Origin of the sequence: Psychromonas sp. SR45-3 (assembly GCF_014163575.1) — a bacterium.
GTDB classification, from domain to species: Bacteria; Pseudomonadota; Gammaproteobacteria; order Enterobacterales; family Psychromonadaceae; genus Psychromonas; species Psychromonas arctica.
Genome location: NZ_JACJDP010000040.1, coordinates 1 through 24,881, shown reverse-complemented (window position 1 = coordinate 24,881; position 24,881 = coordinate 1). Strand labels below are relative to the sequence as shown.

20 protein-coding genes and 1 other annotated feature are annotated in these 24,881 nt (G+C 37.0%); of the genes, 13 read left to right on the top strand and 7 right to left on the bottom strand.

The genetic code is table 11. The features are described 5' to 3' along the window. Positions 1-4 precede the first annotated feature (4 nt). The 4 genes from hisC to H5084_RS16265 all read right to left on the bottom strand — a co-directional run bounded on the left by hisC (position 5) and on the right by H5084_RS16265 (position 3,814). Complete coding sequence (hisC, locus tag H5084_RS16280; RefSeq protein ID WP_028867932.1) at positions 5-1,075, bottom strand: histidinol-phosphate transaminase; 1,071 nt, start codon at positions 1,073-1,075, stop codon at positions 5-7. A gap of 89 nt (positions 1,076-1,164) precedes the next feature. Next, positions 1,165-2,457 (bottom strand): histidinol dehydrogenase, encoded by a 1,293-nt coding sequence (gene hisD / locus H5084_RS16275; protein ID WP_028867931.1) that lies wholly within the window; start codon positions 2,455-2,457, stop codon positions 1,165-1,167. A gap of 14 nt (positions 2,458-2,471) precedes the next feature. Then, positions 2,472-3,368, bottom strand: coding sequence for an ATP phosphoribosyltransferase (gene hisG / locus H5084_RS16270; protein ID WP_182691526.1), 897 nt, complete (start codon positions 3,366-3,368; stop codon positions 2,472-2,474). A gap of 23 nt (positions 3,369-3,391) precedes the next feature. Continuing rightward, positions 3,392-3,507 (bottom strand) — a sequence feature (His leader region). A 139-nt stretch (positions 3,508-3,646) separates the two neighbouring features. Next, positions 3,647-3,814: a DUF2986 domain-containing protein gene (locus tag H5084_RS16265; protein WP_084296208.1), complete on the bottom strand. Its 168-nt coding sequence runs from the start codon at positions 3,812-3,814 to the stop codon at positions 3,647-3,649. Positions 3,815-3,935: 121 nt separating this feature from the next. Between H5084_RS16265 and H5084_RS16260 the strand changes: the two genes are divergently transcribed. Further along, complete coding sequence (locus H5084_RS16260) at positions 3,936-4,169, top strand: hypothetical protein (protein WP_028867929.1); 234 nt, start codon at positions 3,936-3,938, stop codon at positions 4,167-4,169. Between the two features lie 97 nt (positions 4,170-4,266). On the opposite strand, the gene H5084_RS16255 is transcribed toward H5084_RS16260, so the two are convergent. Next, complete coding sequence (locus H5084_RS16255; RefSeq protein WP_028867928.1) at positions 4,267-4,653, bottom strand: nitrous oxide-stimulated promoter family protein; 387 nt, start codon at positions 4,651-4,653, stop codon at positions 4,267-4,269. A 182-nt stretch (positions 4,654-4,835) separates the two neighbouring features. Between H5084_RS16255 and H5084_RS16250 the strand changes: the two genes are divergently transcribed. The 6 genes from H5084_RS16250 to H5084_RS16225 all read left to right on the top strand — a co-directional run bounded on the left by H5084_RS16250 (position 4,836) and on the right by H5084_RS16225 (position 10,962). Further along, complete coding sequence (locus H5084_RS16250; protein WP_028867927.1) at positions 4,836-6,758, top strand: ATP-dependent DNA helicase; 1,923 nt, start codon at positions 4,836-4,838, stop codon at positions 6,756-6,758. Between the two features lie 208 nt (positions 6,759-6,966). Then, complete coding sequence (tsaB, locus tag H5084_RS16245) at positions 6,967-7,707, top strand: tRNA (adenosine(37)-N6)-threonylcarbamoyltransferase complex dimerization subunit type 1 TsaB (RefSeq protein WP_182691524.1); 741 nt, start codon at positions 6,967-6,969, stop codon at positions 7,705-7,707. 67 nt (positions 7,708-7,774) lie between these two features. Next, positions 7,775-8,077 carry a hypothetical protein gene (locus H5084_RS16240; protein WP_028867925.1) on the top strand — a complete coding sequence of 101 codons (303 nt, stop codon included), beginning with the start codon at positions 7,775-7,777 and terminating at the stop codon, positions 8,075-8,077. Between the two features lie 93 nt (positions 8,078-8,170). Beyond that, complete coding sequence (locus tag H5084_RS16235; RefSeq protein WP_028867924.1) at positions 8,171-8,983, top strand: hypothetical protein; 813 nt, start codon at positions 8,171-8,173, stop codon at positions 8,981-8,983. 236 nt (positions 8,984-9,219) lie between these two features. After that, complete coding sequence (gene pyrD / locus H5084_RS16230) at positions 9,220-10,230, top strand: quinone-dependent dihydroorotate dehydrogenase (protein WP_028867923.1); 1,011 nt, start codon at positions 9,220-9,222, stop codon at positions 10,228-10,230. A 177-nt stretch (positions 10,231-10,407) separates the two neighbouring features. Further along, positions 10,408-10,962: a cell division protein ZapC domain-containing protein gene (locus H5084_RS16225; protein WP_028867922.1), complete on the top strand. Its 555-nt coding sequence runs from the start codon at positions 10,408-10,410 to the stop codon at positions 10,960-10,962. Between the two features lie 145 nt (positions 10,963-11,107). Here H5084_RS16225 and H5084_RS16220 read toward each other — a convergent pair whose 3' ends face one another. Continuing rightward, positions 11,108-11,389: a peptidylprolyl isomerase gene (locus H5084_RS16220; RefSeq protein ID WP_182691522.1), complete on the bottom strand. Its 282-nt coding sequence runs from the start codon at positions 11,387-11,389 to the stop codon at positions 11,108-11,110. 236 nt (positions 11,390-11,625) lie between these two features. On the opposite strand from H5084_RS16220, the gene htpX reads away from it, so the two are divergent. The 6 genes from htpX (at position 11,626) to H5084_RS16190 (ending at position 23,270) form a co-directional block, all read left to right on the top strand. Continuing rightward, the gene (htpX, locus tag H5084_RS16215) at positions 11,626-12,498 is read left to right on the top strand and encodes a protease HtpX (RefSeq protein WP_182691520.1); all 873 of its coding nucleotides are present in this window, start codon (positions 11,626-11,628) and stop codon (positions 12,496-12,498) included. A 224-nt stretch (positions 12,499-12,722) separates the two neighbouring features. Continuing rightward, positions 12,723-13,700: an ABC transporter substrate-binding protein gene (locus H5084_RS16210; RefSeq protein WP_182691518.1), complete on the top strand. Its 978-nt coding sequence runs from the start codon at positions 12,723-12,725 to the stop codon at positions 13,698-13,700. Beyond that, positions 13,693-16,221 carry a bifunctional diguanylate cyclase/phosphodiesterase gene (locus H5084_RS16205; RefSeq protein WP_182691516.1) on the top strand — a complete coding sequence of 843 codons (2,529 nt, stop codon included), beginning with the start codon at positions 13,693-13,695 and terminating at the stop codon, positions 16,219-16,221. The genes H5084_RS16210 and H5084_RS16205 overlap by 8 nt, the downstream gene beginning before the upstream one ends. Further along, positions 16,221-17,939 (top strand): autotransporter assembly complex family protein, encoded by a 1,719-nt coding sequence (locus H5084_RS16200; protein ID WP_182691514.1) that lies wholly within the window; start codon positions 16,221-16,223, stop codon positions 17,937-17,939. Before H5084_RS16205 ends, H5084_RS16200 begins: the two co-directional genes overlap by 1 nt. After that, positions 17,936-21,898, top strand: coding sequence for a translocation/assembly module TamB domain-containing protein (locus H5084_RS16195; RefSeq protein ID WP_182691512.1), 3,963 nt, complete (start codon positions 17,936-17,938; stop codon positions 21,896-21,898). The genes H5084_RS16200 and H5084_RS16195 overlap by 4 nt, the downstream gene beginning before the upstream one ends. 490 nt (positions 21,899-22,388) lie before the next feature. Next, a complete protein-coding gene (locus H5084_RS16190; RefSeq protein ID WP_028867916.1) occupies positions 22,389-23,270 on the top strand; it encodes an NAD(P)-dependent oxidoreductase in 882 nt (293 codons plus the stop codon). 974 nt (positions 23,271-24,244) lie between these two features. Here the strand turns inward: H5084_RS16190 and H5084_RS16185 are convergent. Then, a partial coding sequence (locus H5084_RS16185; RefSeq protein WP_182691510.1) for a zinc ABC transporter substrate-binding protein occupies positions 24,245-24,881 on the bottom strand: 637 nt, incomplete at its 5' end.

The window sequence follows — 24,881 nt, the reverse complement described above, 5'->3', positions numbered from 1 at the left end:
TTTCCTACAGTGAGTTTAATGTCTTTAATGTTTTGCTCATTTCATCACTGTTACCAATGGTGATACGAACACAATTTTCTAAGCGAGGTTTGTTTGCAAAATCTCGCATGATGATTCCATCGTCAGCAAACGCTTGGAATACTTTAGCTGAATCAGTAAAACGCACTAATAAGAAGTTACCAGTGGTTGGAAATACTTCAGTCACACAGTCTAATTTTCGGACTGCATTGGCTAAAACTTGACGGTTATTATTTAGCACTACAACGCGATCGCGCATGATTTCAAGACCTTCATCTGACAAAGCTTGTGCAGCAATTTGTGCCACAGGGCCTGGTACAGGGTAAGGTGCAATCACTTTGCCCAACATCTCAATGACTGATGGTTGTGCTAAGGTAAAACCACAGCGAATCGAGGCTAATGCAAAAGCTTTAGATAAGGTTCTGGTGATCACTAAGTTTTCATGGTCAGCAATCAGGTCCGTTTGGCTTAATTCAGGACAAAATTCGATATAAGCTTCATCGGCTACGATCAACGCTTTACCCGCCGTAGCAGATAATAATTTAGCCAGTTTTTGTTTATCTAGCATATTACCGGTTGGATTATTAGGGGCGCATAAAAATACAATTTTAATACGTCCGTTTGATGCTAATACGGCTGCTTCAACGGCATCATAGTCAACATCAAAATTAGCCTGTAATGCAACTTGCTCAACACCTACACCACAGGTTTCTGCACTGATTGCATACATACCGTAAGTGGGAGGGCATATTAAAATACTGTCCACTTCAGCTTCACAAAACGTTCTAATTAATACTTCAATACTTTCATCAGCACCACGTGTAGTGAGTATCTGATTACTATTGAGCTTTGAATAAGCAGCGTATGCATTAATGATTTGAGGAGGTTGGAATTCTGGGTAACGATTTAGATTTGATGAATCAAGTTGGTAGATACTGCAATCGGGTGCTTCGTTAGCATTAAGCCAAACATCACCACGACCACCAATACGGCGAGCAGAAAGATAAGGTGTTAAAGCTTGCACTGTTTTTCTCGCAAGCTGTTGGATAGTACTCATCGATGATTCTTCCCTAAATATTGCCTGAGTCGTTATATAACTGACTACTCAGGCGATTACATGATCTATTGATTGACCTAATAAATGACCTATTGCTGATCTAGTTTTTCCATACGGATTGTAACTGCACGCTTATGCGCTGTTAACCCTTCAGCAGCAGCCAAACAAGTTACCGCAGGGGCTAAATTACGTAAACCTTCCTGTGTTAACTCTTGTACGGTATAACGTTTAACAAAATCAGCTAAGCCTAAACTTGAATACGTTTTAGTGTAACCGTAAGTTGGTAATACATGATTAGTACCACTTGCATAATCACCGACTGATTCTGGCGTCCATGCACCCAAGAAAATAGACCCTGCGTTTTTCAGCATTGGTTGTATTGCTCTTGGTTGTTCAGTTTGTACAATCAAATGTTCTGGTGCATAACGATTCGAGATAGCAACCGCTTGTTCAAGATCTTTACACACAATACTGACACTGTTGGCAATTGCTTTCTCAGCGATTTCACGACGCTCTAAAACGGCTAGTTGACTCGCTATTTCAATGCCCGTTTGCTCAGCAATCTTTGCACATGGGGTCACTAGAATAGTTTGCGAATCATGACCATGTTCAGCTTGAGATAGTAGGTCAGAAGCAATAAAAGCAGGATCTGCATCTTTATCGGCAATTACTAATACTTCAGAAGGGCCTGCTGGCATATCAATCGCAGCACCTGCAAAGTCGTTACTGACTTGGCGTTTAGCTTCAGTAACAAATGAATTGCCAGGGCCAAATATTTTATCTACCGGTTTAATAGTCTCTGTTCCGTAAGCTAATGCTGCAATTGCTTGTGCACCTCCTACAGAATAGATTTCATTAACACCACATAGTGATGCCGCATATAATATTTCATCAGCTAGTGGCGGCGGTGAACACAATACTAAACGCGCACAACCTGCAATTTGTGCAGGCGCACCGGTCATGATCACCGTCGATGGCAATGGCGCACTGCCACCAGGAATGTACAAACCAACTGATTCAATTGCTTGGGTATGCATTTCACACACAACACCGGGCATTGTTTCAACACGTATGACATCTTGCTTTTGTGCTATGTGAAATTTAACGACTTGATCGTAAGCTACTTTTATCGCATTTTTTATATCACTACCAAGGCGTTCCGTCGCAGCATCAATATCTGTTTGCGTTAAGGTAAAGTTATCACCAGTTATTTTGTCAAAACGTTTGGTGTAATCAAGCAAAGCTTGATCACCATGTTGACGAATATTAGCAATAATCTCAGAAACAGTAGCGGTTAAACCCGAAGAATCTGCCATTGCAGGGCGAGCAAGTAATTGAGCTTGCTGTTCAGGTGTTAGTTGTTCCCAGTTGACCGTTTGCATTGCCATTTTTTATACTACTCCATCATTTTTTCAATAGGTAATACTAGAATTGAACTCGCGCCTAATGCTTTTAATTGTTCCATCGTTTCCCAGAACAAGTTCTCTTTACTTACAACGTGTAAAGCAACGTGATCTTCGCTTCCGGCTAATTCCATCACGGTTGGTAAATCAGAACCTGGTAATAGATCAGTAATGGCCGCTAGATTAGCCTTAGGTGCATTCAACATGATGTATTTAGATTCTTTTGCTGTTTGTACACCGTCAATACGCGTAAGGATGCGATCCACTAAGTCTTGTTTAGCGTCAGTTAATGGTTTGTCACGTTGCATTAATACAGCAGTAGAACGGTAAATCACTTCTACTTCCTTTAAGCCGTTCGCTTCTAAGGTTGCACCAGTCGAAACTAAGTCACAAATTGCATCGGCTAGTCCTGCGCGAGGCGCAACTTCAACTGAACCTGTTAACATACAAGAGGTATAAGGAACATTGGCTTCTGCCATAAAACGTTTCAAGATGTGAACATAAGTTGTTGCGATACGTAGGTTTGCTAAAGATTGCACACCATGATAATCAAAATCATTGTCAACGGCTAGAGAGAAACGACATTCACCAAAGGCTAACTCTTTTACTACTTTATGTGCTGTTGGTTCGTTAGCAACTTTACGCATCATGCTTTCTTCTTCAAGCACGTTTTGACCAATAAAACCCAAATCAACTACACCATCCATTACTAGCCCTGGGATATCGTCATCGCGTACACGAAGGATATCAATTGGCATATTGTCACTGTGTGCTATTAAACGTTGGGTATTTAAATTAATTTTAATTCCACAGGCTTTTAATAATTTAACCGTGTCATCACTTAGACGACCTTTTTTCTGTATTGCGATTCTTAAACGTTGCTCTGACATAAACTCATTTCCTTGCATTTAAAACTAAAAAACCCTCGGGAGGTTTACTTCCGAGGGTTTAAATTTGGGTAACCACTGGAAGCACACAACATCTCTTCCAAGAAAAATCCTGAAAGATTAGGTAATATGATGGTGATGTGCTTTCAGATTTACTTTCTTCATGGTGATTAAAACTCTGTAATTTAATTGACACTAAGCCTACCAATCTCAATCCAAAATGTGAAACTATTTTTGGACATATCTAAGTCCAATTTGGAATAATTATGCAAAAACTTTGATTATTCACTCGTAATAGATTCATTTTCACTATTTTGTATCTCTATTTGTTCTAATTTTTCTCTTTCAGCTTTAGAAATATATTTGCTCTTTGTGTTAGGCGCAGCTTTTGCATTAATCTTTTTCATACGTTTTTTGAGGATGCTATTTAGTTTCTTTTTGCGATTCATGTTAAAACCCTTATTAATATGAGTTGTATTGTAAAGAGTATAGGGATAAATTCAAAGTTCAATTTGATTACAATGACAAACGTTTTATCCATTAACGCACACAATCTGAGTAGGAGGGGATATGAGTCAACATCTCATTAATGACTTCATCAACAGAACCTATGTGTTTAAACCTTTTCAAACTAATAAAATGTCCACCGGTAAGGTAGTCAAATATCAAGCATCTAACCGTAACAATAATGCCTCACCTGAAGATATAGAAGAAAGTGTGCATTTTCTGAAACCCATTAGAGCCACTAAAAAAACAGAACAAGAAGAAATACCAGAAACAAAACATATCGATATCACCATCTGATGGTTAACTCTACTACTCGGTGTGATGAGTGTAATCAAACATATTGTTTAATAACTGTATTTTTCAACAACTATATCGTTCAATAACTACAAGAGAATCACTTATTTTTCTTACGCTGATGGTAATTAGATAAGCCAGTAGGAATGACCTTCGGGAACTTCTTCGTTGATTTAATCAAATGTTTAATCGCTAACAAGGGATGTCTAAGCAACATCTTAGGGCCTGCATAACGCATCACCACTTGTGCCTGTTGCCTAAATTGAGGTTTATAACAATGAATAGGGCAGTGCTTACAAGCAGGTTTGTTATCACCATAAACACATCTATCTAATTTTTGTTTTGCATGTTCGATCAGTGCTAAGCATTGTTCACAAACACAATGCTGATGGTGTGCTTTACAATAAATCGTCGTCATCGCTCGAATAGTATTAAGTTCGACAGTTAAATGAGGTGTTAATAAAACTGCCTTCTTTTGTTCTGTCATTGTGTCCCCGTAGTGGTTTCCCGTTGTAATGGCTCTATGCAATAGTGCTAGTTATGGCGCAATGATAGTTATGTTGTTATGAGTAAAGACTGTTTGTATTTTTTACTGCGTACTAAAGCATGTTCAGTTTAAGATTATTAACGTAGAATATTATACATTATTCAACGGCAGAGCTTAATAAATTGATTGCTTCATTTTTTTCTTCAACAGGCGCACTTGCCAATATTCTTCCTCACTTTATTGGTCGAGACGCTCAAGTTAAAATGGCCGAGTCCGTTGACCAAGCGATTAAGCAACAAAGTGCATTAGTAGTCGAAGCAGAAACAGGCACCGGTAAAACGTTTGCTTATTTAGCGCCTGCATTATTAAATTTAGATAAAAGCTTAGGGCAAAAACTAGTTATCTCAACGGGCAGTAAAGCACTACAAGAACAATTGTACTTAAAGGATCTCCCTCTTTTATTACAAGCCACTAACTTCACAGGACATTGCACTTTATTAAAAGGGCGTGCGAACTATCTTTGTATTGAGCGACTTAATCGTTTTATGCTTGAAACGCGTTTCAAACAACCTAACCTGCATAATGAATTAGTCGCAATTAAAGATTGGTCTATTAGTACCGGTACAGGTGATATTGCAGAAGTTGATGATTTGCCTGAAGATGCAATGATCATTCCCTCAATTACCAGTAGTAATGATAATTGCCTCGGTAAAGAATGCCCAAGTTATGAAGATTGTTTTGTTGTGAAAGCAAGAACCAAAGCGATGGATGCAGATGTTATCGTTATTAATCATCATCTGTTTTTTGCCGATTTAGCAGTGAAAGAGACCGGCTTTGGTCAATTAATACCAGAAGCTGATTGTTATATATTTGATGAAGCCCATCAACTGCCAGACATTGCCAGTCAATATTTTGGTGAAAGCTTATCAAGTAAGCAACTCACTGAACTAGCCAAAGAAATCGACTTTGTTTATCGTACCGAATTAAAAGAAGCCAAACAGATGGCAAAAGCGGCTGAGCAATTACGCGCTGCATCTTTAGATTTTAGGCTCGCCTTTGCAATCGAAAAAGGCTCGGGTAGTTGGCGTGACAAAAGTAAAGATCGCGCGATGCAAATGCACGTCACACGTTTACAACAAGTCATGGGCTTTTTAAAACAAGTATTGACCGAGCGTTTGGGTAAAAGCGAAGTACTAGATCACTGCTTTGAAAAAATTAATCAATACAGTTTATTGTTTGAACGTTTAAATAACACCCATGAAAGCGGATTCAGTTATTGGTATGAATGTACTAAGCAGCACTTTTCATTGAATATCACGCCGCTCAGTGTCGCTACTCGTTTTCAAACCGAGTGTCAAAAAAAGCAAGCAAGTTGGATATTCACCTCCGCTACTTTGTCGGTTAAAGGGGAGTTTAAGCATTTCACCCAGTTACTTGGGTTAACTGCAGCTAATTGCTTACAATTAAGTAGTCCTTTTGATTATGCAACACAAAGCCTCTTTGTGGTTCCTCGATTAATACCAGAACCGGGTACTCCTGGATTAGCGGCTAAATTAGTTGATATGTTATCGCCTGTTATTAATGCCAGTAAAGGGCGCTGTTTTTTCCTCTGTACCAGCCACTCGATGATGAATCAGCTCGCACAAGCTTTCCGTGAATCGTTAACTTTACCTGTTCTATTGCAGGGTGAAAAAAGTAAACAAGCCTTGTTAGATGAATTCATTACTCACGGTAACGCATTATTGGTGGCAACGGGCAGTTTCTGGGAGGGCGTTGATGTACGTGGGCAAACGCTATCTTGTGTGATTATCGATAAAATCCCTTTTGCTTCACCTGAAGAGCCTTTACTAAAAGCACGCATGGAAGATGCCGAGTTGAAAGGGGGTGACCCATTCTTTGACGTACAATTACCACAAGCGGTGATCACTTTAAAACAAGGCGTTGGGCGGTTGATTAGAGCGGAACAAGACAAAGGTGTGTTAATTGTTTGTGATACACGTTTAGTGAGTCGAAAATATGGCAATCTTTTCCTTAATAGTTTACCTTGCATGCCGCGAACTAGAGACCTTAATAAGGCAATCGATTTTCTTACTTTAATTGAATAAACTAATCGAATAAACTAACGCTATTTTATTGGCTCGTTTTTAACAAGCATGATTGAAATGCTTTAACACTCAGACGGCCGAAATAATCGATAAGCTAACTCTCTGGTGACCAGTTTCAAATTTTTTATAATTTAACTTAATGACGGTAAACAATAGTTATTTAACCGTAACGCCGGACACTTTCTCACATTCATTAAATAGGCGATTTATGTCATCTACATACAATATTCTGTGCATTGATTCTTCAACAGAAGCATGTTCGGTTGCAGTATTAACTAAACAAGCAACCATTTTCCAACGCTTTATGCTGGCTCCTCGAGAACATACTCAACGCATATTACCAACCATTGATGAGGTGATTAAAGAGGCAAGCTTATCGTTATCAGATATCGATGTGATTGCTTACGGCCAAGGACCAGGTAGTTTTACCGGGGTTAGGATTGGAATCAGTATTGCTCAAGGACTCGCATTTGGGTTAGAAAAGCAAATGGTTGGTGTTTCGACGTTACAAGCAATGGCACAGGAAGCATTAACGCTTAGTTTGGCTCAGCAAGGAACAAACACAAAACCTATTCATATTTATGCTGCTATTGATGCTCGTATGGGCGAAGTTTATTTTGCTCATTATCTTAATGTAAATGGTGTCATGGTATTACAGGGTAAAGAAACGGTCGTCAAACCACAGGACTTGATCAATTCAATGTCTGAAACAGGTGATTCAATTCAACCAAACAGTTTATTAGTTGGTACTGGGTGGGCTGCATATCCTGAGCTATTAAATGCGTTTCAAGTCTGCCATGTTTCTGATGTTTTATACCCTAATGCTGCATTTATGTTGCAATCTGCTAGCGAATTAATCGCTAAGAACGCTGCTGTTGACCCTGAAAATGCTACACCTATCTATTTACGTGACACTGTCACGTGGAAAAAGCTACCAGGTCGCGAATAATTGTCTATAATGCAAATAGACAATGCAGATATAAATAACATTCACTTAGAGGTAGTTCTAATAACCTATGGCCATTTATAATAATGTTGCAATGACAAATAACCCAATTAATACGGGTAAATTGTCGCAAGTTAAAAAAAATGAAAATACGCCACCCGTTAGCGAAATTAGTCCTGTCTCTAAGAAAACTGACTCAACTGAGTTTTCTTTAGTCCTTTCAACAGAACAACAAGAGTCGATCAATGATACCATTGGTTATGACCAACCAAGTGCTAAAGAGCGTGGTGCATTAGATGCATATCATCAAGTAGCAACACAAGAAAAACGAGAACAAGTGATTGATAGCATGAGCTTTCATTTTGTAGTTTAACTGAATTTTATCTAGCTTAACTAATGCCAAACTGAACCTAAAGCGTTTATCACAGTCTATCAACTCCTATATTTATAATCTCTTAGGTTAATTATGTTGCGTCATTTTATACTGTCACTGACTTTAATATTTGCTATCTCTCCCTTCAAATCTCTTGCAAATACTTACCCGATTCCACTCTCTCTGTCGCAAATCGATGTGCTAGCGCACTTGATCTGGAAAAATGAAGGTGCCGGTAAAAAGGAGCATCTTACGGTCTGGAATAGAGATGAAGATTTTCCTTCGATGGGAATCGGGCATTTTATTTGGTATCCAACGGATAAAAAAGGACCATACATCGAACAATTCCCTGCTTTACTTGATTATATTATTAGCAAGGCCGTCCCCGTCCCCAAGTGGTTAATTAACGCCAAAACAGCCCCCTGGAAAACAAGAGAAGAATTTTATCGTGAATTTAATAATGAAAGCCTCACTCAATTAAGGCAATTAATGCAAGATACTGCTGCATTACAAGCTCAGTTTATTATTAAACGCTTAGAAAAAGGTATTCCTGCTATCTTAGCGAATAGCACTAAAAAACAAAGCGTTAAAATAAATCAAAGCCTAGATGCATTAAAAGCAACACCCGAAGGTATTTTTGTTTTATTAGATTATATTAACTTTAAAGGTGAAGGCATCTCTGATAAGGAAAAATATCAAGGTCAGGGTTGGGGCTTAAAACAGGTTTTGTTGGCGATGCCAGATCAAACTGATAATGTATTACGTAGCTTTGCTTTAGCTGCCGATGAAATGCTCACAAGGCGTGTTAAAAATGCACCGAGAGATGAACTAATGTGGTTAAAAGGATGGAGAGTGCGTATTCATCATTACCCCTCATTAAACATTAACGCTAACAACATTCAATAATGTAACAGGATCTTTAGCACGCAATTAATCTGATTAAATATTATCTGTATTAACGTTAAGACTTGCGAATTGATCCTTGCACTTCATCAACAAATTTTTCTTTGTTAATACAACAGTTGATTGTATTAACTTTCTGATTTTATCCTTTTGTCATTATTTGAGTATTGATTTTTTCATTTTTTCTATACAATAATAAAAATTTCATTAATAAAAACCCACTATTACAAGGTCCTATTATGTTATATCGAGTTATGCGCAGTTTATTATTCAAGATGAATCCAGAAAAAGCTCATGATCTTTCAATTAAACAGCTCAAATTAACACACGGTACATTATTAGATCTTTTATACCGCCAAAAAGTACAACATCGCCCGGTGCAAGTTATGGGGTTAACATTTCCTAATTCACTTGGACTTGCTGCCGGTCTTGATAAAAATGCTGAATGTATTGATGCCTTTGGTGCAATGGGTTTTGGTCATATTGAAGTGGGAACTGTTACGCCAGTTGGGCAACCGGGAAACCCTTCTCCTCGTTTATTTCGTGTATTAGAAGGTGAGGGGATCATCAACCGTATGGGGTTTAATAATGACGGTGTAGATAACCTGATTGAAAATGTAAAAAATAGCAATTTTAAAGGTGTTATTGGAATCAACATAGGTAAAAACATCCATACTCCTGTAGAACAAGGCAAGCAGGATTATTTACTGTGCATGGATAAAGTTTACCCATACGCTGGTTATATTGCAGTCAACATTTCGTCACCTAATACTCCAGGGTTACGTTCTTTACAATATGGTGAAGCATTAGATGATTTATTAGATTCATTAAAAACACGCCAACAAGAACTTGCGGAAAAGCATGGTAAATATGTGCCAGTCGCCTTAAAAGTTGCGCCCGATTTAAGTGACGAAGAGATTGAGTCTATTGCTCAATCATTATTGAAATACAAAATAGACGGTTTAATTGCAACCAACACAACATTAGACCGAGCAATGGTTAAAGGTATGTCACATGCTTCAGAAGCAGGTGGTTTGAGTGGAAAACCTGTACAAAGTAAAAGTACTGCCGTGATAGCTAAATTTGCACAACATCTTAATGGGCAAATACCAATCATAGGTGTAGGTGGTATCGATAGTGTTATTGCAGCAAAAGAAAAAATTAATGCCGGCGCAAGCTTGGTGCAAATATATTCAGGTTTTATCTATCAGGGACCATCATTAGTTAAAAATATTGTTAACTACATTTAAAAATATGGCTGCCAAGTAAACGACATAATCATGTTGCTTCGCTAGTACAGCAACATGAAATATGAACGGCCCTTGAAATAAAAGTAATTGCCCTAAGTATTTAATGTTACTTTATTAAAGGCCAGTGCCTTTTAAATTTAAGGTTAAGTGATAGTGATAGAACATGAGGAGAAAGTAATGGATTATATTCCAAAAGCAGAATGGCAGTGGGTCTTTGACCAGCAACAGGGAAAGCTATCTGTTGTCGACCGTGAGCGAACCTTCCCAATTGTTTACGAATCCAATATGTTACGTTTACGAGAAAGCCAAGTGTTGTCGTTTACCGTTGATGATGTCACGCGTTATATTGAATTGTTTGAAAGTGAATCATTAAGTCACTTTGAAGAGTCTCTGCGTTGTAAAATAATCTTACATTTAATCGCAATAGATCTATTTCACAAACCAATGATGCCTAAAAGTTGGTTATTTCAAACATCAGAGCATCAACAAATACAATATAATAATGGCGAGTTAGCTATCTTAACGACCTCTGGGGTACCTGAGTCTGCTAAGTACATGGTATTGGAACAACAGGACAATTTTTGCTTATGTATGCTATTCGATGAATGTCATACTTTTTCTAATGGAAAAATATTCAAACAATTTCAGATCATTAAAGTCACCGCTGACAAATTAACGCCATGTTTAGAATCACAACCACAAGAATGGATTTCATTTCAAAATGCGGGCTAATTTTATGATTAGTTTTATGAGTAATTTTTCATTTTTACTTTTGTAATAAAAAACCGCTTATTAAGCGGTTTTTTATTAATGTTTGATAGTCGAATCACTCCATTCGGCTTAGAAAAACTAAACAGATCACTTCAACGTTCAAATATTAATCGTTACGTTTAGTTACTTCTAATAAATGGTAACCGAACTGTGTTTTAACTGGACCTTGTACTTCGCCTACTGGCGCACTGAACACAACTTTATCAAATTCAGGCACCATCATACCAGGACCAAATTCACCTAAATCGCCACCTTGTGCACCCGATGGGCAAGATGAATGTTGTTTCGCAACTGAAGCAAAATCAGTACCTGCTTCGATTTCGTTTTTTAATGTTAAGCATTGTTCTTCTGAGCTAACTAATATGTGACGTGCTTGAGCTAAAGCCATGGTAATTCCTTAAATGGTATAAAAGAGCTCGATTGTAACGGCAGAAAGTATAAGGTGCAAATATCAGTGTTCATGTGTATTGATTTTTTATAAATTATATTAATTTTAATACTTGCATATTAAAATTAAAGTCATATTATGTCGAAAAGCTGTTATTTATATTGCTCACACATCACGCGTAAATAACATCAACAAAAGCCATTTATCGTGGCGTAATATTTATTAATGAGGTCAGCATGAAACGCATTGCATTATTTTTATTAACTAACTTAGCCGTTATATTGGTGTTAGGTATTGTGTTAAGTATTGTTTTTTCAGTTACTGGAATGGACTCACGAAGTATCGGTGGGCTATTGATGCTAGCAACAGTATTTGGTTTTGGTGGTTCATTCATTTCATTAGCTATGTCCAAGTGGATGGCAAAGAGAAGCACAGGAGCGGTGGTTATTACTTCCCCTAGTAATGAAACCGAACGTTGGCTACTACAAACAGTCACAAGACAAGCCAAACTAGCAGGTATTAAGACACCTGAAGTGGCAATTTATAATGCTCAGGATATGAATGCCTTTGCTACCGGCATGAAAAAAAATGATGCGTTAGTGGCTGTTAGTACTGGTTTGTTACAGCAAATGACAAGTGATGAAGCCGAAGCTGTTTTAGCTCATGAAGTCAGTCATGTTGCAAATGGAGATATGGTAACGCTTGCGTTAATCCAAGGCGTAGTTAACACCTTTGTTATTTTCCTAGCACGTGTTATAGGAGGTTTAATTGACAATGCAATGCGTAATAATAATGAAAATTCGGGGCATGGTTTCTCTTATTACATCATTGTATTTATATTAGAGATGGTATTTGGTGTACTTGCAAGTACGATTGTTATGTACTATTCACGTCAACGAGAGTTTAAAGCTGATTCAGGCTCTGCTTCACTGGTTGGTAAACATAAGATGATTGCCGCATTACAAAAATTGCAAAAAACATCTGAGCCACAACTAGAAGGTAGCTTAATGTCATTTGGCATATCGGGTAAAAAGAAAAATAGCTTATTTATGTCACACCCTCCACTAGAAGATCGTATTAAAGCCTTACAAAATAGCCAGGTGATATAACCTTATAAAGGTATTAAAGTATGAAAGCATCAAGACTATAAAGATCTAAAAGAAATAAGGAGCTAAGTTTATTTAAACCTATCATTAGTTAATTATACTGTTAGTTAAATTTTTGTATTTTGATCCGCAACCGGTATTTATAGCGTGTAACTTTTTATGCGCTATTTTTTTATCTGTTTTACTGTAAAATCAATGCTCTCCTAATTTAATCTGATGTGCTCGCTATGAATACCTATATCGACAAATGCCTAAAAATTGTCAGTTCTCTATGTCTTACTCTATTGATAGTGGCATGTACCCCGTATCAAAAGCCGCTGACTATCGGTGCGTCACCTTGGCCAAATTTTGAGTTTGCTTTTTTGGCAGGTGAACTGGGCTACTTAGATAAAGATAAATATTCATTACTTGAACTTACTTCTCCTACTAGCGTCATTCAAGCTTTTCAGACAGCGAAACTCGATGTTGCTTTTCTTTCATTGGATGAAGTGTTAACGCTAGTCGCTTTAGGAATCGATTTAAAAATAATCTCAGTGATTGATCGTTCTAGAGGAGGGGATGCGTTAATGGCCAAGCCCGAAATAAAGTCACTGGAAGAATTAAAATGGCACTCTATTGGTTATGAAAACAAAGCAGCTGGCGCCTTGTTATTAGATAAAGTTTTTTCGCTAACGGACTTAAATAATCAGACCGTACAACTCTTTGAAGTCAAACAAAATGAACTTAAGGATGCTTATTTACGTGGTGATATAGATGCCTTAATTGTTAAAGAGCCGGTAAAACAACAATTATTAGCATTAGGAGCAAGAGAACTTATTAACTCTAAATCCTTAAGTTTACCCATTATTAATCTAATGGTCGTTCGAGGTAGTTTACACCAAGAAAAAGAAGTGCAAATAACGCACTTTCTAAAACAATTTTATCGTGCTCAAGCATTCTATGAGGAGCATACAGCTGAAGCTTTAGCCAGCATGTCAGTAAGGTTGCAATTATATCCTTATACTCTGAAAAATGCCTTTGAGAATACGCATTTTATTCCGCCTAAAGAGGCGTTAATGTTCTTATCTGGTTCACCTTCAAATATGCAACTGCGAGCACAAGAATTAAGTAAGTTGATGAGTGATAAAAGGATGTTAAGTCAAATACAAACAAACTTAGCGACGTTAATATCAACAGGTATCTTAGAGCAGGCAATTTATGAATAAAATTCGTAGAATTTCACTATTAATCATATTGCCCGCAATATTTCTGAGCATATTCTTTGTTTTTCAAACGATCATCTTTATTCAAGATTTTCGTCAAAGTCAAGACCAGTTATATGTCGAAGCGGAGCAAGACATCAAAGGTTTAGCTGGGCAATTACAAACCTCATTATCTAATGCTTTAATGCGCCTTGAAAAGGCGCGTGCACAAGATTTTGTCTCCACTGCTGCATTAAATGAAAATGTACAAACGGTAGCTGTGATTGACAAAAATCAACAAATTATTCTTAGCAATAACTTCCGTGAAAAATACATGTTTTCAAAACTACAACTTGAACGTTATGAAGGTGCCGTATTAAATCGTGTTATTAATGATAATGAAATTGTAGTCAAATATTTCAAACAAAGTAAAGAGTTAGTAGTTTATGCGCCTTTACAAATGATCTCTAAAGGTAATAGCTTAAACCGCAAATTTAATGGCATTATTTTTATACGCTATTCATTAGAGAGTGCCTACAGTGAGCTAACACACAGTAAGCTAATCGAGCTTATTAAGCAATGTGCCTTATTGTTACTGACGGTCAGCTTATCCGTATATTCGCTCAATAGCTTGGTGATAGTCCCACTTAAAAGCCTTGTAACTCAGATGCGTAACTATGATTTAACAAATTTATCCGAATTAACTGATAAAGGCGTTGGCGAAATAGGATTTTTGCAGCGCACTTTTTCTGAATTAATTGTCAGCGTATCCGATAATATGAACGAGCTAGCTGGTAGTGAACAACGTTTATTATACGCACTTAGAGGCGCACGAGACGGCGTATGGGATTGGGATATAAAACGTGACCATGTATTTTTTTCCAATCGTTGGAAAGAGATATTAGGTTATCAACCGGAAGATATAAATGCAGACATTACAGAGTGGGAAACTCGTATTCATGATGATGATCTTTACAATGTGTTTAATGACTTTTGCGAGCACTTTGTGGGGCGAGACTCATTTTTTGAAAACTCTCATCGAATACGCTGCAAAAATGGGGAATACCGTTGGGTATTAACGCGAGGGCAGACAGTATCTTGGGATAGCAAAGGTAATCCGCTACGTGTGATCGGCACTATGATTGATGTTTCGGCTTACAAGGTATTGCACACCTCAATCAAATATCAGACGCAGTATGATGAAGTGACTGAATTACCAAACAGATCTGGTTTAATCGCTCATATTTCAGATGAAAATATAAGGCAAGAGAACAATGGATTATTTGGTGCGTTAATATTAATTGATGCACAACAGTTCTCAGCAATTAACGAACTTGATGGCAACCACAAAGGGGATCAACTATTAAGTTTAATTGCAAGACGATTAGAAAAACACATTAGTGTGCCCGATTATGTTGCTCGTTTACGAGGTTGTGAATTTGTTATTGTCTTATCTGATTTACATTCAGACCGCGAGCAAGCGGCTCAAATATCGATACGTTTTGCTGAACAGGTTGCGTTAACACTCAAACAGCCGTTCAATTTAATGAGTGAAAAGCTCACCTTGAAATTTGCCTATGGCATTACGCATTTTCCAAGTGAAGGCTTGCAAGCAGAAGATGTACTTCGCCAAGCATCAATGGCGATGAAAACAGCACAGGCTAATCCATTAAATAATATTAGCTTTTTTGCAAAAGAAATAGAGGAAAAAATTAATCGTACACATCAATTACAAAGTAAAATACGTCAAGGGTTAGATAACAATGAGTTTACACTTTGCTTTCAGCCTCGTACCGATAGTAACAACAAGCTAGTTGGGGCAGAAGCACTTTGCCGTTGGTATCAAGGTGACAATACTTGGGTTGAACCTGCACATTTTATCCCTGTAGCAGAAGAGTCTGATTTAATTATTCCTCTAGGAGAGTGGGTTCTTTTAAATGCTTTTACTCAATTGAAAGATTGGGTTGATGCAGGATTACCACAAAGCTTTAAAACTTTATCACTTAACGTGAGTCCTAAACAATTATTACAAGATAACTTTATCGAGACCATTGAACTGTATTTATTACAAACAGGTGTAGAGCCAAGCTTGATTGAAATAGAGATTACTGAGACAGTGTTAGTTTCTCACACTGATTTGATTATTAATAAATTGCATAAGCTATGCGGGCTTGGTTTTCGATTCGCTATTGATGACTTTGGTACGGGTTACTCTTCATTTCAATACTTAAGTATATTGCCGGTTTCAGCGCTTAAAATTGATCAGTCTTTTATTGTTAATTTGATGCAACAACACAGTCAGCAACTGATTGTGAGCGCTATTATCAATATGGGTAAATCTCTTAATCTAGAGGTCGTGGCTGAAGGAGTCGAAACTCAGCAACAATTAGACTTTTTGATTGAGAAAGGATGTAGTCAATTCCAAGGCTATCTTGTGAGTGCACCGTTAACGACTATTGATTTCCAAAAATTATTAAATAATATGAAACAAAAAGAAAATAAATTTGACAATTCGACAATCAAACTTGAGAAGCCTAATAGTTAATGAAAAATATTTATAAATTCTATTTATGCTGTTTACTGAGTCTTGTTTCAAGCAACGTAGTTGCAGATGTAAGCTTTCAGATAAAAGGCATCAAAGACAATAAAGCCAGTGCAAATCTAAACGTTTTTTTAAATGGCCTATCGGTACCAGACAATGCCGATAATGAGACCTATTTGAATGAAGTCGTTGCAATAGGCAAAGAAAGTTTGGTGGCATTAGGGTATTACCAAGCAAAAATTACCCCTTCCGTTACTGGTGATGAGAACAAGCAAACCGTTACTGTTGATGTAGATCTTGGGACTCGCACCACAATCTCAGCCGTTGATTTACGTATTACCGGGGAAGCGTTACACGATAAAAACTTTCAGCAACTAATGCTTAACTTTCCGATCAAGGAAGGTGATTTTTTAGACCACGGTGAATACGAATCAGCTAAAAGCCGCGCCAGAAGTTTGGCGTTGCGCTATGGTTTTTTTGATGCAAAATATACTAAGTCTTCAGTTGAAGTGACGCAAAAAAACAATACCGCGATTATCCATTTGTGGTTTGAAAGTGGTAGACGATATCAGTTTGGTGATTTGATTTTTGACCTAGAAACTCCCGCTAAAGAGTTTGTCAAATCATTACTTAATTTTAAACCAGGAGACCCATTTGATACCGGAATACTAAATGCCTTCAATCAAGATCTAAACGATACCGGATATTTTAAAAGCATCACTATTTTACCCGACATACAAAAAAAGCAAGGTCGATTGATCCCTTTGCACGTCTTAACTTATATGCAACCAGAAGACTCATTTAACGCAGGTTTAGGCTTTAGTACCGACGAAGGTGTTCGTGGAAAATTTCGTTGGACCCGTCCATGGATCAATCAATATGGCCACTCGTTTGAAACCAATATTACCGCCTCAGTCCCCAAACAGGAAGCGTCTGCCACCTATAAAATCCCCTTAGAAGATCCGCTTTATAACTACTTTTCAATTCAAGCGGGTTATAAAGTACTCGACCAAAACGATACCGATACTAAACAATCTGTAGTTGGTTTTAATCGTCATTGGCGTTTAGATAATGATTGGTTACGTACTATTTATCTTCGATTTGATAATGAATCGGGTACCCAAGGTCAGCAGGAGTTCTCTACCTCATTAGTTTTACCTGGTATTAGTTTTAGTCGAATTAGGAGTAAAGGTGGAATCAATATCGATTGGGGTGACAAACAGTTAGTGTATTTTGAGTTTGCGAATGAAAGTTTATTATCTACGGCTGATGCGATCAAAGTTTACGGGCAAACTAAATTTATCAGAACCTATAGTGGCCATCAGTTTATAGCGTCAGCTGAAGGCGGCGCTATTTTCTCTGATTCAATCTATAACGTGCCTTCATCAATGCGTTTCTTTACCGGAGGGGATCAAAGTATCCGAGGTTATGATTACGAGGAAGTGGCGCCTAGGGATTCCGAAGATTATTTAATTGGTGGTTCATACCTTGCGACAGCAAGTCTTGAATATCGCTTTCCAATCGCCCCAAATTGGAAAATAGCTGCATTTTCCGATGTCGGTACAGCAACTGAAGATTTTTCTGAACCTCTTTCAGTAGGCACGGGCGCTGGTGTTGTGTGGGCATCGCCCGTAGGACCTATTCGTTTTTATGTTGCCGTACCATTAACTGACACCGGTGATGCATTCAAGATTCATTTAATGATTGGGCCTGAACTATGAGTTTTCTATTGTTAAGTACAAAATATCTTAAACGAATTTTCTTTACTCTTTTTGTTTTCATTATTTTAGTCATATTTGTTACTGGTTTGGGTGTATTTACACATCAAGGTAATAACTTTATTTTTAATACCCTACAAAAATTTGAACCTAGATTAACCATATCATTAAAGCAGGGCAGTCTTTTTTATTCCCCAGTTTATGACAAAATTCGTTGGGCTGATGGTGATGCGTTATATGAGTTCAACGACCTTAGTTATGAATTTGATTGGAATTGTCTAATAGAAGAACTGTGCCTTGAATCATTAACAATCGCAAGTACAGATATTAATATACCAGAGACAGAAACACCTGCAGAACCGGAAGACCCAAATGCAGCGCCCTTTGTTTTAGAGTTTCCTTTGCGTGTTAATATTAAAGATCTGGCTATTAACAATACCCATATCAAGGTGGCAGGTGTTGAGATCGATCTTAAACAGCTATTATTAAAAGCAGAGGGACAAGACAATAATTTAGCACTCAAAACCAATATTAAAGGGTTAACCGTTATTTTAGCGGATGCGCAAGTTGATGACGCAACCAAAACGAGCACTTCCCAAGCAAAACAACAAACACGCCAACAACTGCTCTCAAGTTTCCCCGCTATTTTAACTGATGAAACGTTACCTGAAATCATCTTACCTGTTAATTTAACGGCTAAGCAATTTGATCTGCAGGGCTTTAAACTTATCCAAAACAAAAAAGACTTAGTTTCTATTAATCAACTGAATAGCCAATTCACTTTTTTTGGTTCTAAATTAACTATCGGACAGTTTGCCCTAGACTTGCCAGAAGCGGACCTAGTAATCTCAGGTGATATTGACCTTAGCCAACGTTACCCGATGGATTTAGCCGTACAAGCAACACTCAAGGAAATTAAAGATCTTCAGCCTACTACATTATTAAAAGGCCAAAAAATAACGTTAAACAATCGAGGCGATTTAGCCGAGTTACATTCTTCAATTACATTGAGCCAATTAATTAATGCAAAAATTGATAATACAGTGGATTTATACAGTGAAAACTTACCACATCAATTAACCGTCAAGTGGGAGCAATTCAACTGGCCCTTATCCGGCGAACCTGAAATCTCTAGTAACAAAGGTTACCTTGCCAGTAAAGGCACCTTAAACAATTACCAATTACAACTTGATAGTCACCTTAACCTGACGGATTTACCGCCTGCGGATATCAATTTAGTGGGTAACGGTAATTTACAATCCTTTGATTTATCAACGTTGATGATTAAAGCATTACAGGGTGATATACAACTTAACGGCAATCTAAACTGGCTAAATAATCTTGCGTGGAAGGGGGATTTAAGTATTAATGACATTCACTTTAATAAATTGAGTGAAGATTATCCTGGTCAATTAAGTGGTCATATTCAACATTCTGTCAGTGTGCCGTTAACCGACAACAAACAACCAGCCTGGGCTTTTAATTTACCTGTTATAGACCTTAATGGCTCCTATCTAGAGCGCCCATTAACGATTAAGGGCAAAGCTAGCGGTAATGCTAAACAAGGTTTTAGCATTAATAATTTAGCGATTAATAATGCTGAAAATTCAATGTTAGTGAATGGTAAAGTTGCAGATAAAAATGACCTGAGTATCGATTTAGATATTCAAAACCTAACTAACATCATTGTAGATAGCCGCGGTAAAATTAAAGGTAAGGTTAACTTAGCGGGCAGCATCGATAAAATTGAAATAGACAGTAACTTAGATGTCGAAGATTTAAGTTATTTAGATAATGATATTGAAGCATTAAACATAACAGGGCAAGCCACCTTATCTGAGTTGCCTGTTGCTAACCTTGCCATTAGTGCCAACAATATTAGAAGTAATGGTCAAAAAATAGATTCAATCAAAATAGAGCTTAAACCTAATGCGGTCGCCGATAAAAAAGTTCAGCATCAAGTTAATGTCGATTTAAAAAGTAAAATGGTCAACTCCGACTTAACGGTGCTTTTTGAACAGCAGCTTAATAGTTGGTCGGCTATTTTAAATAAGGGAGTTATTGAAACGGCACAGGGATTATTAGTGTTAAAAGACCCATTCACTGTAACCACAGAGCAAGAAACAATAAATTTAACCGCTCATTGTTGGTTAGCAACGAATAATAACAAAGATCAAAATGGACAACTTTGTATTAAAAAATTTAGTGCAGGGGAAAACGGCGATATAGAAATCAATATTGATGACTTTTTACTTTCATCATTAACACCTTTTATTCCCGATACGTTAACACTTGAAGGTGCACTTGCTGCAAATGTAGATATATTCTGGAAAAATAATCAAAAACCAAGTATTGACCTAGTGGTTAACGGTGATGCAATGGCTTTAAATATCAATACTGATAAAAACACCAAAGAAGTTATTCGTTATCCTGTAGAACAATTTCATATCGAAATGAAAACCGGCAAGCAACAAACTGACTTTAGTGTAAAAGCATTATCTGAAGGTCTTATTAACGCAAACGTTGAAGGTTATATAACACCTTATCAGACGACACCTGAAATCAATGCCTCGCTGAAATTATTAGTGCCTGATTTCGATAACTTTGCGATTTTAATTCCTCAAGTAGACAAGTTAACAGGACAACTACAAGCAGATATTAAGGTTAAAGGAAAACTTGAAAAACCTTCTTTAGCTGGACAGGTATTAATCGCTGATGCATCCGTGAGAGCGCCGAGTGCACCCTTACAAATTACTGATTTAAATGCAAAAGTAGATATAGATGACAATCAAGCAAAAATTGATGGTTACTTTTTCACAAACACCAAAAAAACCACTAAGAAAAAATCAAATTTACTACTTGATACCATAGTAGCAATTAAGGACACTGCAATAAGTACCATTAATATACCGCAACGTATTGCTAACATGCGTAATACAGATGCAGTTAATAAGGAAACTAATGGGCGTGCAGATATCAATGGTTTACTAGATTGGAATGAAGATTTGAAAGGCAAAATACACTTCGAAGCCGATCAGATGTTAATTCGAGATTATGGCAAAATAACGCTTTATGTGAGTCCTAATATTGATGTTATTTTAGATGAACACATCAATGTAGACGGAGTCATCAATGTTAATAAAGGAAACATTACAGTAAAAGAATTACCTGAAGGGGCCGTTAACGTCTCCAAAGATGTAATAGTTGTTGATGCCAAAAAGCAAGAGACTGGCGCTGATTTGCCTATTAAAATGAATGTGAAAGTATCATTAGGTGATCAACTCCGATTGCAAGCAATCGGTTTAGACTCTTATATTCACGGTGATCTCATTGTTAAAAAAGAACTTAAAAAAGACCTGACTGTTAATGGTGAATTAACCTTTTCTGAAGGAAGCTACAAAGCCTTGGCACAACAGCTAGTGTTACAAAATAGTCGTATCGTTTTTCAAGGGCAACCGGATGCGCCTTATCTGAACATTGAAGCTATACGTGACCCCAATGATACCGAAGATAACGTCACCGCTGGTGTACGTGTAACGGGAACGCCAGATCAATTACAGTTAACGATCTTCTCTGAACCTGCGATGTCGCAACAGAATGCTTTATCATATATTACCCGAGGTTACTCTATTGCTAATGCTTCAAGTGATAGTAATAACAATCAACTTGCTTCTATATTAATAGATTTAGGGGCAGGCCAAACTGATGGTGTAATGGGGAACATCGGTAAAAGTGTTGGCATTAATGATTTATCACTCGCCTCTAGTGGGCAGGGTGACCAACAATCTGTAGGCATTAAAGGGACTATCGCACCGGGCGTTGAAGTCAGCTATGGTGTTGGTGTCTTCGACTCATTTACCATTTTTGCCATTCGCTATGAATTGTTTAAACAGTTTTATATAGAAGCTTCAAGTGGTTTGTATCAAGCGGTAGACGCTTATTATGAATGGGATTGGGATTAGTTAACTTTTTTAAAGGTAATATTGCTCCAATAATACAATCGACTTCACCATCAAATTGCTAAAGCTTTCAACTTTAATACTTGAGAGCTTTGGTCATTACTTGATCGCAATAACAAGTTGATTACAACAAATCATATTCATTTCAACCTTTGCCTATCGCTCGATTTATATCCTTCTTATGCCTTCACTTCAAAGTTTGACATCTTTTTACATTATCACTTTGAAGTTTTAATACCCCTTAAATAATCGGGGGGAGAGAACGTATTTTATCAACGCTTTAAATCACTTTTTATAGTCTAAATAATAATCTATTCGATTTAAATAATAAGCGCTGTGTAACATAACTGACAACTAACGAAGAAAATAATCGACTTTATAGACATTTTTGTGTGCTTCGACGTTGCTTATTATGTAATAGGTCTATATTCTAGACTCATCAATTATATAATAATACAAACATACAAATAAACACTATTTAAGGAGTTAGATTATGACTAAACCAGTCATCGGTTTCATCGGACTTGGCCTTATGGGCGGCAACATGGTAGAAAACTTACAAACACGTGGTTTTCAAGTTAATGTAATGGATCTTAATAAAGATGCAGTTGCTGCAGTTATTGCTCGTGGTAATGCAACTGAAGTTGCTACTGGAAAAGAATTAGCAGAAAAAAGTGATATCGTAATGCTTTGTCTTACAACGTCTAAAGTTGTAGAAATGGTTGTTTACGGTGATAACGGTATCCTATCTGGTATTAAAGAAGGTTCAGTATTAATTGATTTTGGTACTTCTATTCCAGCATCTACTCGTAAAATTGGTGCAGACCTTGCTGCTAAAGGTGCAGGTATGATTGATGCGCCACTTGGACGTACTCCTGCACACGCCAAAGATGGTTTATTAAACATCATGGCAGCCGGTGACTTAGAAACATTTAATAAAGTTAAACCTGTACTAGAAGAACAAGGTGAAAATGTATTCCACCTTGGTGCTTTGGGTGCTGGTCATACAACTAAATTAATCAATAACTTCATGGGCATGACAACAGTAACAGCCATGTCTCAAGCATTTGCAGTTGCAGATAAAGCAGGCGTTGATCGTCAACAATTGTTCGATATCATGTCGACAGGTCCTTCTAACTCACCATTTATGGGCTTCTGTAAAAAATATGCAGTAGATGGCGTAAGTGACTTAGGTTTCTCTATTGCTAATGCCAATAAAGATTTAGGTTATTTCCTAGAAATGGTTAAAGACTTAGGTACTGTTTCAGAAATTGCTGAAGGTACTTCTGCAAATCTACAAGCAGCAGTTGATGCGGATATGGGTAACGGAAACGTACCAGAAATCTTTGATTATTTTTTAAAACTAAATAAATAATACTCAAAAAAGCTATCAGTACACTAAGCTTGATATAATAAAAGTGAAAACCTGATTTTATATCAACGAGTTAAATAGATATTTACAGTGCTGTTATTTTTGTGTTGTTCAAGGTTAACGACTCAACTAATAAGTAATTATTGGAAGATTGTTAAAGGTAAACAACCACAAAAGTAGCAGTGCTGTTTTTTTTTTGCTTATGCTTATCTTTGTGAGGTTTTATTATCGACTAACAGATTTTCATATGTAGTTTCTATTTAGCTATCTGCGTAGTCCTTGGTAGTTTTCTGTATCGCCTTCCTATATGGTTTCTATTTAGCTGTTATGTAGTTGCTATGTAGTTTTCTGTGTAGCGTTCCAAGTACAACTACTGTACCTTTTCTGGTAAAACAACAATGATTTCAATAAGGTAACTTTTAAAATCCCGAGCTCATTAGTTCGACCTTATTCCATTCCCTAGATTCAACATCGATAGTATACATCCTTTAAATGTAATCATGTTACATCATGCCTTGTACCGTTAATTCAGCAAATAGCTGATCATTATTGTTGGTTAAAATACATCACTTCTGGGCTAGAAATTCTGCTAAGGGACAACCATTCGACGCAATTTTTGCATTAAACTAGTGCATTATTCCTGACCAGTAATTGAGCATATTTGATGAACTTAATCACATTAACTGTATTGAATTTGTATTAGTGACGGAATAATGCATATGGATGGGTAATTAAGATCTAAGTATTTGTAGTACTTAATCAATAAAATATCAGAGGAAAGAGTCATTTATCGTCATTAATTTTTATCGTTTCTACAATAAATAGTTGCTATATAAAGAAGGAGGAACCGATTTTGAGTCACTTTAACAGTTGATCACAAAACCGATTTATCATTAATATTTATAAAGTAAACGGTACAATTATTTTATTACACATTATTAACATCAGCTTATTAATTAATGAATTTAATTAATACCTTACTTAAGCCCTTTAACTAAGTCGTCAGCTAATTTATTCATTAATTGAAAATAAGCATCTGGTCCTGCAGCAATATTCGCACCTAGTGGATCTAACGTTGCTGTTTTTGCTCCAGTATCTTCAATAATGGTAGTAACTAATTTTGATTCAAATTGAGGCTCACTGAATACTGCACGTGCTTTCAAGTCTCGCACTTTTTTACGTATTTCAGTAATTCTTTTCGCTCCAGGTTTTCTTTCAGGATCAATGGTTACTGAACCAACAGCATTTAAGTTATAACTTGTTTCGAAATATTGATATGCAGAGTGGAACACTAAATAAGGAACTGTTTGTATTGGCCCTAGTTTCTGCTGTAGTTGTTGATCAAGCTTTGTTATTTTTGCTGTCACTTTCACTGTATTTATTTCATATTGCTTGGTATTTGCAGGATCTATTTCAATTAGCATTTTGCTAGTTTGCTCAACAATTTTTTGAGCGATACTAGGTGAAAGCCAGATATGTAGGTCCATCGAACCTTCATGATCGTCGTCGTGGCCATCATGTACAGTGTGCTCTTCATGATCGTCGTGGTCATCATCATGTGCAGTGTGCTCTTCATGATTGTTATGGTCATCATCATGTGCAATGTGCTCTTCA

What these genes read in the sequence shown, in the direction of transcription:
- htpX (WP_182691520.1), top strand. Translation starts at nt 11,626, where the DNA reads ATGAAACGCATTGCATTATTTTTATTAACTAACTTAGCCGTTATATTG.
- H5084_RS16210 (WP_182691518.1), top strand. Translation starts at nt 12,723, where the DNA reads ATGAATACCTATATCGACAAATGCCTAAAAATTGTCAGTTCTCTATGT.
- H5084_RS16220 (WP_182691522.1), bottom strand. Translation starts at nt 11,389, where the DNA reads ATGGCTTTAGCTCAAGCACGTCACATATTAGTTAGCTCAGAAGAACAA.
- hisC (WP_028867932.1), bottom strand. Translation starts at nt 1,075, where the DNA reads ATGAGTACTATCCAACAGCTTGCGAGAAAAACAGTGCAAGCTTTAACA.
- H5084_RS16255 (WP_028867928.1), bottom strand. Translation starts at nt 4,653, where the DNA reads ATGACAGAACAAAAGAAGGCAGTTTTATTAACACCTCATTTAACTGTC.
- H5084_RS16200 (WP_182691514.1), top strand. Translation starts at nt 16,221, where the DNA reads ATGAAAAATATTTATAAATTCTATTTATGCTGTTTACTGAGTCTTGTT.
- H5084_RS16205 (WP_182691516.1), top strand. Translation starts at nt 13,693, where the DNA reads ATGAATAAAATTCGTAGAATTTCACTATTAATCATATTGCCCGCAATA.
- H5084_RS16260 (WP_028867929.1), top strand. Translation starts at nt 3,936, where the DNA reads ATGAGTCAACATCTCATTAATGACTTCATCAACAGAACCTATGTGTTT.
- H5084_RS16235 (WP_028867924.1), top strand. Translation starts at nt 8,171, where the DNA reads ATGTTGCGTCATTTTATACTGTCACTGACTTTAATATTTGCTATCTCT.
- H5084_RS16240 (WP_028867925.1), top strand. Translation starts at nt 7,775, where the DNA reads ATGGCCATTTATAATAATGTTGCAATGACAAATAACCCAATTAATACG.
- hisD (WP_028867931.1), bottom strand. Translation starts at nt 2,457, where the DNA reads ATGCAAACGGTCAACTGGGAACAACTAACACCTGAACAGCAAGCTCAA.
- H5084_RS16265 (WP_084296208.1), bottom strand. Translation starts at nt 3,814, where the DNA reads ATGAATCGCAAAAAGAAACTAAATAGCATCCTCAAAAAACGTATGAAA.
- H5084_RS16225 (WP_028867922.1), top strand. Translation starts at nt 10,408, where the DNA reads ATGGATTATATTCCAAAAGCAGAATGGCAGTGGGTCTTTGACCAGCAA.
- tsaB (WP_182691524.1), top strand. Translation starts at nt 6,967, where the DNA reads ATGTCATCTACATACAATATTCTGTGCATTGATTCTTCAACAGAAGCA.
- H5084_RS16195 (WP_182691512.1), top strand. Translation starts at nt 17,936, where the DNA reads ATGAGTTTTCTATTGTTAAGTACAAAATATCTTAAACGAATTTTCTTT.
- H5084_RS16190 (WP_028867916.1), top strand. Translation starts at nt 22,389, where the DNA reads ATGACTAAACCAGTCATCGGTTTCATCGGACTTGGCCTTATGGGCGGC.
- pyrD (WP_028867923.1), top strand. Translation starts at nt 9,220, where the DNA reads ATGTTATATCGAGTTATGCGCAGTTTATTATTCAAGATGAATCCAGAA.
- hisG (WP_182691526.1), bottom strand. Translation starts at nt 3,368, where the DNA reads ATGTCAGAGCAACGTTTAAGAATCGCAATACAGAAAAAAGGTCGTCTA.